8 protein-coding genes and 1 pseudogene are annotated in these 8,074 nt (G+C 71.8%); 5 read left to right on the forward strand and 4 right to left on the reverse strand.

Features of this window, described 5'->3' with window-relative positions:
• Positions 1–34: 34 nt before the first annotated feature.
• On the forward strand, positions 35–1,279 hold the full coding sequence (locus ACIOJE_RS32255) for an ATP-binding protein (RefSeq protein WP_280675748.1): 1,245 nt from the start codon (positions 35–37) through the stop codon (positions 1,277–1,279).
• A 134-nt stretch (positions 1,280–1,413) separates the two neighbouring features.
• Here ACIOJE_RS32255 and ACIOJE_RS32260 read toward each other — a convergent pair whose 3' ends face one another.
• Together ACIOJE_RS32260 and ACIOJE_RS32265 are read right to left on the reverse strand one after the other, a co-directional pair.
• Positions 1,414–2,115, reverse strand: a complete 702-nt coding sequence (locus ACIOJE_RS32260) for an ester cyclase (protein WP_280674869.1) — start codon at positions 2,113–2,115, stop codon at positions 1,414–1,416.
• Between the two features lie 143 nt (positions 2,116–2,258).
• A complete protein-coding gene (locus ACIOJE_RS32265; protein WP_280675746.1) occupies positions 2,259–2,765 on the reverse strand; it encodes a GtrA family protein in 507 nt (168 codons plus the stop codon).
• Between the two features lie 288 nt (positions 2,766–3,053).
• On the opposite strand from ACIOJE_RS32265, the gene ACIOJE_RS32270 reads away from it, so the two are divergent.
• From ACIOJE_RS32270 to ACIOJE_RS32280, 3 genes are read left to right on the forward strand one after another with little or no spacing between them, the layout of a single operon-like run.
• A complete protein-coding gene (locus ACIOJE_RS32270; RefSeq protein ID WP_348534068.1) occupies positions 3,054–4,193 on the forward strand; it encodes a 5-(carboxyamino)imidazole ribonucleotide synthase in 1,140 nt (379 codons plus the stop codon).
• A complete protein-coding gene (gene purE, locus ACIOJE_RS32275; RefSeq protein WP_280674865.1) occupies positions 4,190–4,714 on the forward strand; it encodes a 5-(carboxyamino)imidazole ribonucleotide mutase in 525 nt (174 codons plus the stop codon). The genes ACIOJE_RS32270 and purE overlap by 4 nt, the downstream gene beginning before the upstream one ends.
• Positions 4,715–4,761: 47 nt before the next feature.
• The gene (locus ACIOJE_RS32280; RefSeq protein ID WP_400781128.1) at positions 4,762–5,976 is read left to right on the forward strand and encodes a dipeptidase; all 1,215 of its coding nucleotides are present in this window, start codon (positions 4,762–4,764) and stop codon (positions 5,974–5,976) included.
• On the opposite strand, the gene ACIOJE_RS32285 is transcribed toward ACIOJE_RS32280, so the two are convergent.
• Positions 5,973–6,386, reverse strand: a complete 414-nt coding sequence (locus ACIOJE_RS32285; protein ID WP_400781130.1) for a CoA-binding protein — start codon at positions 6,384–6,386, stop codon at positions 5,973–5,975. The genes ACIOJE_RS32280 and ACIOJE_RS32285 overlap by 4 nt on opposite strands.
• Before the next feature lie 46 nt (positions 6,387–6,432).
• Positions 6,433–7,770, reverse strand: coding sequence for a UDP-glucose/GDP-mannose dehydrogenase family protein (locus tag ACIOJE_RS32290; protein ID WP_280674849.1), 1,338 nt, complete (start codon positions 7,768–7,770; stop codon positions 6,433–6,435).
• 182 nt (positions 7,771–7,952) lie between these two features.
• Between ACIOJE_RS32290 and ACIOJE_RS32295 the strand changes: the two are divergent.
• Positions 7,953–8,074 (forward strand): annotated as a pseudogene (locus ACIOJE_RS32295) (acyl-CoA dehydrogenase family protein); the annotation flags it as partial.

The following is an 8,074-nucleotide window of genomic DNA, read 5'->3' on the forward strand; positions in this document are numbered from 1 at the left end:
GTCGATGAAGCGGAACACCTCGGGGAGCGGCAGCGTGAAACGCCGGATGATCAACTCGCTGCTGGGCGTCGTCCTGGTGGTGGTCGTGGTGTTCTGCGTGCCGCTCGCCCTGGTCGAGAAGCGCACCATCGTCAACTCGGCCCAGGACCGGGTGGACGCGGCGGCCGTCCGGGTGCTCGCCCTGGTCGAGAACCGGCTCGCCGCGGGCGAGGGGGTCACCGGCCGGGCCTTCGACAACCAGGTCACCGAGGGCAGCTACGTCGAGGTGCAGATCCCCGGCCAGAACGTCGTCTCCAGCGGCGAACGCCCGGCCGGGGACCACCTGCTGAAGGCCGTCGAACGCGGCAACAGCGGCGAGGTCGTCACCGTCGAGCAGTCCCGCGCGGACGTCGACCACGAGATCGCCAACATGCTGCTGCTGCTCGGAGTGGTCGCCCTGCTGGCCGTCCAGGCCGCCGTGGCGCTCGCCGTCTGGCAGGCCAAACGGCTCGCCCGGCCGCTCACCGACCTGGCCGAGACCGCCGAGCGGCTCGGATCCGGCGACCCGCGCCCCCGCGACCGCCGCTACGGGGTGCCCGAACTCGACCGGGTCGCCGAAGTGCTGGACACCAGCGCCGAGCGGATCGCCCGGATGCTCACCGCCGAACGCCGGCTCGCCGCCGACGCCTCGCACCAGCTGCGCACCCCGCTCACCGCGCTCTCCATGCGGCTGGAGGAGATCACCGCCCTCGCCGAGGAGCCGGAGACCGTCAAGGAGGAGGCGACCATCGCCCTCCAGCAGGTCGAGCGGCTCACCGACGTCGTCCAGCGGCTGCTCACCACCCAGCGCGACCCGCGCAGCCCCACCGCGGTGGCCTTCGACCTGGACGAGGTGATCAAGCAGCAGGTGGAGGAGTGGGGCCCGTCGCTGCGCGAGACCGGCCGGGTGCTGTCCCTGGAGGGCCTGCACGGGATCACCGCCGTCGGCACCCCGGGCACCGTCGCCCAGGTGCTGGCCACCCTGATCGAGAACTCGCTGATGCACGGCGCCGGGACGATCACCCTGCGGGTGCGCCCCTCCGGCACCTCGGTGGTGGTCGAGGTGCAGGACCAGGGCGCCGGCGTGCCGCCGGACCTCGGGAACCGGGTGTTCGAGCGCGCGGTCAGCGGCCGCAACTCCACCGGCATCGGCCTGGCCGTCGCCCGGGACCTCGCGGAGGCGGACGGCGGCCGGCTCGAACTGCTCTCGCTGAAGCCGGCGGTGTTCGCGCTCTTCCTCGGCCGCAGCCACGAGGACTGAGGCCGCTCGGGTGTCGGGGGCCGAGATGTCGGGGGCCGACGTGTCGGCCGGCTCGGACGCCGTCCGATTCGGGCACCGGTCGGTTCAGGGCACCGGTCGGTTCAGGCACCGTCCGGTTCAGGGCACCGGCCGGCTCATGCGCGGCTCGGCAGCTCCATCCCGAGCCGGCGCATCAGGCCCAGGACGTCCCACTGCCACCAGCCCTCGGTGATCTTCCCGTCCTTGAAGCGGAAGGTGGTCGTGCCGCGGCCCACGGCGGACCTGCCGGTGGGCGGCATGCCCCGGAAGTCGGCCGTCTGCGTGGCGTGACAGGTCCACCGGACGGCGACCTCGTCGCCCTCGGCGATCTGGCTCTCGATCACGAAGTCGAAGTCGAAGGCGTCGAGGTAGCCGGCGCAGCGCTCGCGGAACGCCGGGATGCCGACCGCGTCGCCCCCGCTGCCGTAGTCGTGGTCGCGGTAGTCGGCGGCCATGCACGCGTCGATCACGTTGAGGTCGCCCTTGGCGATCCCCTCGATCACCCGGGTCGCGGTGGCCTTGTCGAACGTGGCGTCGTGGATCACGTCGAGGTCGGTGAAGGTCGGCGGTGCGTCGCACAGCGCCACCATCTCGCGGAAGATCCGGTCCGTCTCGGGCAGACCGGAGTTCCTCATCGCCTCCTCGTACGAGGCGAACTCGACGATCTCCACCACGTGCGTGGTGTCGGCGCGGTCGGTGGCGACCATCGCGTGGCCCGCCGTCCGCCGGCCCCGGGTCTGCTCGGCCCAGGTGTCCATGAGCCGGTTGAGGTCGTCGAGCCTGTCGGTCTTGCAGTCAATGATCTGGACGAACGCCATGGCGAGCCTCCTGGACCCCCCTCGGCCTCGATCGTCCGCCGGCCGTGCCCGTCCTCGGTCACCACTGTCCTCCGGTGGAGGCGGGCCGGGCAAGGGGGTGGTGGGGGAGGGACTTCCGGCCGGCTGCCCGATCCCGGGCCCGGCTACTCGGCCTTGGCGTAGCGGATCTGCTCGGCGGCCAGCATCAGCTCGGCCTGCGCCGCCAGTTCCTGGCCGGTGGCGGCCGGCACCGGCTCCGCGGCCGGCTCGGGCAGCGCCTTGAACACCCAGGTCCGGTACGAGACGAAGCGGAACACGGTGGCCACCGCGAGGCCGATCACCTTGGCGCCGAGCTGCTCGTAGTGCGAGTCCATGCCCAGCACGTACCTGAAGAAGCCGAGCACGCCGGTCTCGATCAGCATGCCGATGCCGCTGAACACCAGGAACAGCGTGATCTCCCGCTTGCGGGAGGCGGCGTCGCGGTCCCGGTACAGCCAGTAGCGGTAGCCGAGGTAGTTGGTGGCGATCGCGATCACCGTCGCCACGATGTTGGAGCGCAGCGAGGCCAGGCCCATGCTGTTGATGCAGACCCAGAACACGGCGAAGTTGACCACCACGCCGCTCAGGCCGACGATGCCGAACTTCACGACTTCGCCCTTGAGCCCGCGCATTCTCTGCACGAGCGAAGGGCTCGAAGCTGCGGTCGTCGCCATACCGGGCTGCCTCCATGTACCTGCGGGACGAAGAGCGGATCGCGTGGACGCGTCCACCCCTTGAGCCCTGCGTGCACGCACATGATCGGACTGCGTATCCCAGGACCTAGCCGTCCAGGCTACCCGCTTCCACCGAACGGCTCAGCCCCCCGGCTCCCGGGTTGACCGGGACGCCCAGCCCGCTCCGGCGGTTCCACCGCCCCCGACCGGCCCGGATATCCTGGCGGGGTGACTTCCCCGGGCAATGTGAATTTTCCAGTGGTGGGCATGATCGGCGGTGGGCAACTGGCCCGCATGGCACACCAGGCGGGCATCCCGCTCGGGGTCAGGTTCAAACTCCTCGCCGACACGCCCCAGGACTCCGCCGCGCAGGTGGTCTCCGACGTCGTCCTCGGTGACTACCGCGACCTCGACACGCTGCGCCGCTTCGCGGCCGGCTGCGACGTGATCACCTTCGACCACGAGCACGTCCCCACCGAGCACCTGCGGGCCCTGGAAGCCGACGGCATCGCCGTCCGGCCCGGCCCGGACGCGCTGGTCAACGCCCAGGACAAGGGCGTGATGCGGGCCAGGCTCGACGCCATCGGCGTGCCCTGCCCCCGGCACCGGATCGTCGCCGACCCGGCCGACGTCACCGCCTTCGCGAACGAGGGCTCCGGCTACCCGGTCGTGCTGAAGACCGTGCGCGGCGGCTACGACGGCAAGGGCGTCTGGGTCGTCGACGGCGAGGAGGACGCACAGGCGCCGTTCCTGGCCGGCGTCCCGGTGCTCGCCGAGGAGAAGGTCGACTTCGTCCGCGAGCTCGCCGCCAACGTCGTCCGCTCGCCCAGCGGCCAGGCCGTCGCCTACCCGGTGGTGGAGAGCGTCCAGGAGAACGGCGTCTGCGCCGAGGTCACCGCCCCCGCGCCGGACCTCGACCCCGCCCTCTCCGACGAGGCCCAGCAGTTGGCCCTGCGCATCGCCGGTGACCTCGGCATCACCGGTCACCTCGCCGTCGAACTGTTCCAGACCCGGGACGGCCGGATCCTCGTCAACGAACTGGCCATGCGCCCGCACAACTCCGGGCACTGGACCCAGGACGGCGCCGTCACCTCGCAGTTCGAGAACCACCTGCGGGCCGTCCTCGACCTCCCGCTCGGCGACCCCCGGCCGCGCGCCAAGTGGACCGTGATGGTCAACGTCCTGGGCGGCGACTACCCGGACATGTACCACGCCTTCCTGCACTGCATGGCCCGCGACCCCGGCCTGCGGATCCACATGTACGGGAAGGACGTGAAGCCCGGCCGCAAGGTCGGCCACGTCAACGTCTTCGGGGACGACCTCGACGACGTCCGCGAGCGCGCCCGCCACGCGGCCGCCTACCTGCGAGGAACGATCACCGAATGACTGCACCTCTTGTCGGCATCGTCATGGGCTCGGACTCCGACTGGCCCGTCATGGAGGCCGCCGCCCAGGCCCTCGACGAGTTCGAGATCCCCTACGAGGTCGACGTCGTCTCGGCGCACCGGATGCCCCGCGAGATGGTCGCGTACGGCGAGAACGCCCACCGGCGCGGCCTGAAGGCCATCATCGCCGGCGCCGGCGGCGCCGCCCACCTGCCGGGCATGCTCGCCTCCGTCACCCCGCTGCCCGTCATCGGCGTGCCGGTGCCGCTGCGCTACCTGGACGGCATGGACAGCCTGCTGTCGATCGTCCAGATGCCGGCCGGCGTCCCGGTGGCGACCGTCTCGGTGGCCGGCGCGCGCAACGCCGGCCTGCTCGCGGTGCGGATGCTCGCCGCGTTCGACCCCGAACTGACCGAGCGGATGGCAGAGTTCCAGACCGAGCTGAACAACCAGGCCACCGAGAAGGGCAAGAAGCTCCGGGCCAAGGTGGCCGGCTCGACCTCCTTCGGCTTCGGCAAGTAGTTCGTTCGCCCTTCGCCCGCTCCGGCGGTTCGGGTAGAACAGCTTGCATGACTTCTGAGCTGGACTCCCTCACCCCGCTGGAACGAGCCCGGGCCCTGCTGCGCACCGCCCCCGTGGTGGACGGCCACAACGACCTCCCGTGGGCGATGCGCGAGCAGGCCGGGTACGACCTCGGCGCGCTCGACCTCGCCGCCGACCAGAGCGACCGCCTGCACACCGACCTCGACCGCCTCGCGGAGGGCGGGGTCGGTGCGCAGTTCTGGTCCGTCTACGTGCCCTCCCGGCTGGCCGGGGACCACGCGGTCAGTGCCACCCTGGAGCAGATCGACTTCGTCCACGCCCTGGTCGAGCGCTACCCCGACCGGCTCCGGCTCGCCCGCACCGCCGACGACATGGAGGCCGCCCGCGCCGAGGGCCGGATCGCCTCCCTGATGGGCGCCGAGGGCGGTCACTCCATCGACTGCTCGCTCGCCACCCTGCGTGCCCTCCACGAACTCGGCGTGCGCTACCTGACGCTGACCCACAACGACAACACCCCGTGGGCCGACTCCGCCACCGACAAGCCGGTGGCCGGCGGGCTGACCCGCTTCGGCGAGGAGGTCGTCCGGGAGATGAACCGGCTCGGCATGCTCGTCGACCTCTCACACGTCTCCGCCGACACCATGCGCGACGCCCTGCGGGTCACCGAGGCGCCAGTCGTCTTCTCGCACTCCTCCGCCCGCGCCGTCTGCGACCACCCGCGCAACATCCCGGACGACGTGCTCGCCCAGCTGCCCGCCAACGGCGGTGTGGCGATGGCCACCTTCGTGCCCAAGTTCATCCTGCCCGCCGCCGTCGAGTGGACCCTGGCCGCCGACGAGAACATGCGCGCCCACGGCCTCCACCCGCTCGACACCACCCCGCCCGCGATGGAGCGCCAGCGCGCCTTCGCGGCCGCCAACCCGCGCCCGACCGCCACCCCGGCCACCGTCGCCGACCACCTCGACCACATGCGCGAGGTCGCCGGCATCGACCACATCGGCATCGGCGGCGACTTCGACGGCACCGCCTTCCTGCCCGACGGCCTGGACTCGGTGGCCGGCTACCCCAACCTGATCGCCGAACTCCTGCGCCGCCACTGGTCCGAGGCCGACCTCGCCAAGCTCACCTGGCACAACGCCGTCCGCGTCCTGCGCGACGCCGAGTCGGTCGCCGCCGGGCTGCGGACGAGCCGCCGCCCGTCCATCGCCACCATCGCGCAGCTGGACGGCGACCGCTCCTAGCCGAGCAGCGGGATCTCGATGGCCGGGCACTTGTCCATGACCATCGGGATCCCGGCGGCCCGGGTCCGCTCGTACGCGGCCTCGTCGACGACACCGAGCTGGAACCAGACGGCCCGCGCCCCGGCCGCCACCGCCTGGTCGGCCATCTCGCCGGCCAGCGCGCTGTTCACGAACACGTCCACGACGTCGACCCGGAACGGGATTTCGGCGAGCGAGGCGTAGCCGGGCTCGCCGAGGACCGTCTCGGCCTTCGGGTGCACGGGCACGATCCGCTTGCCGTAGCGCTGCAGGACCCGGGCTACGCCGTAGGCGGCCCTGGTGGTGTTGGTAGAGAGGCCGACCACCGCCCAGGTGTCGCCGGTGCCGGTGAGGATCTCGCGGACCGTCGCGTCGTCGCCGTAGCTCGTCATGCCGGTGCCAACGACGCACCCCGGTGGGGGATTCCCCCCCGGGGTGTCAGCTGGGGCGGCCGAGGGCGCGGTAGGTCCAGCCGGCGGAGCGCCAGGCTTCGGCGTCGAGGACGTTGCGGCCGTCGAGGAGGCGGCGTTCGGCGACCACGGCGCCGAGTTCGGCCGGGTCCAGCCGGCGGAACTCGGCCCACTCGGTGAGGTGCAGGACGACGTGGGCGCCCTCGGCGGCTTCCAGGGCGGAGCCGGCGTAGGTGAGGGAGGGGAACATCTTGCGGGCGTTGTCGACGGCCTTCGGGTCGTAGACGGTGACCTGGGCGCCCTGGAGCTGGATCTGGGCGGCGACGTTGAGGGCGGGGGAGTCGCGGATGTCGTCCGAGTTGGGCTTGAACGCGGCGCCGAGGACGGCGACCCGGCGGCCCAGGAAGCCGCCGCCGCACTGCTCGCGGGCCAGCTCGACCATCCGGGAGCGGCGGCGCATGTTGATCGAGTCGACCTCGCGCAGGAAGGTCAGCGCCTGGTCGGCGCCGAGTTCGCCCGCCCGGGCCATGAACGCCCGGATGTCCTTGGGCAGGCAGCCGCCGCCGAAGCCCAGGCCCGAGTTGAGGAACTTGCCGCCGATCCGCTCGTCGTAGGCGAGTGCGGTGCTGAGCTGGGTGACGTCGGCACCGGCCGCCTCGCAGACCTCGGCCATCGCGTTGATGAAGGAGATCTTGGTGGCCAGGAAGGAGTTGGCGGCGGCCTTCACCAGCTCGGCGGTCGCGAAGTCGGTGACCATGAACGGCACCCCGGCGGAGATCGGCTCCGCGTACACCTCGCGCAGCAGCCGCTCGGCGCGCTCGCTGTGGGCGCCGACCACGATCCGGTCCGGGCGCAGGGTGTCCTGGACGGCGAACCCCTCGCGCAGGAACTCCGGGTTCCAGGCGAGTTCGGCGCCCGCGCCGACCGGCGCCAGCGCGGCCAGCCGCTCGGCCAGCCGGCTCGCCGAGCCGACCGGCACGGTGGACTTGCCGACCACCAGGGCCGGGCGGGTCAGGTACGGCGCGAGGCCGTCGATCGCGGTGTCGACGTACGACATGTCGGCGGCGAACTCGCCCTTGCGCTGCGGCGTGTTGACGCAGACGAAGTGCACGTCGCCGAACTCCGCGGCCTCCTGGACGGAGGTGGTGAAGCGCAGCCGGCCGGTCGAGCCCTCGTGCCCGGCGACGTGCTTGAGCAGCAGCTCGGACAGCCCCGGCTCGTACATCGGGACGCGCCCGGCGGTCAGCGTGGCGATCTTGTCGGGGTCGATGTCCAGACCCAGCACCTCGAAGCCGAACTCGGCCATCGCGGCCGCATGCGTGGCGCCGAGGTAGCCGGTGCCGATCACGGAGATGCGGAGGGTCACGGGTTCCCCTTTTGTGCGGACTCGACCTGTACGGGTGCTCCTGATGCTATCCGCCCCGCCGTGATCGGCCGAGATCGCCCGCACGCGGGGGATGCTAGGCAGTCACAGGTCGGAGCCCTAGGATCCCTACTGAACGGTAGTTAACACCGGACTGACGTCGATCACTGGACGAGGCGGGCATCATGGCGGGCAGCGCAGGGGCGGCTGACTTCGATCTCTTCCGTATCTCCGAGGAGCACGAGATGCTCCGTGAGGCGGTGCGTTCGCTGGCCGAGGCGAAGATCGCTCCGTTCGCGGCGGAGGT

Origin of the sequence: Kitasatospora sp. NPDC087861 (assembly GCF_044742585.1) — a bacterium.
Taxonomy (GTDB): Bacteria; Actinomycetota; Actinomycetes; order Streptomycetales; family Streptomycetaceae; genus Kitasatospora.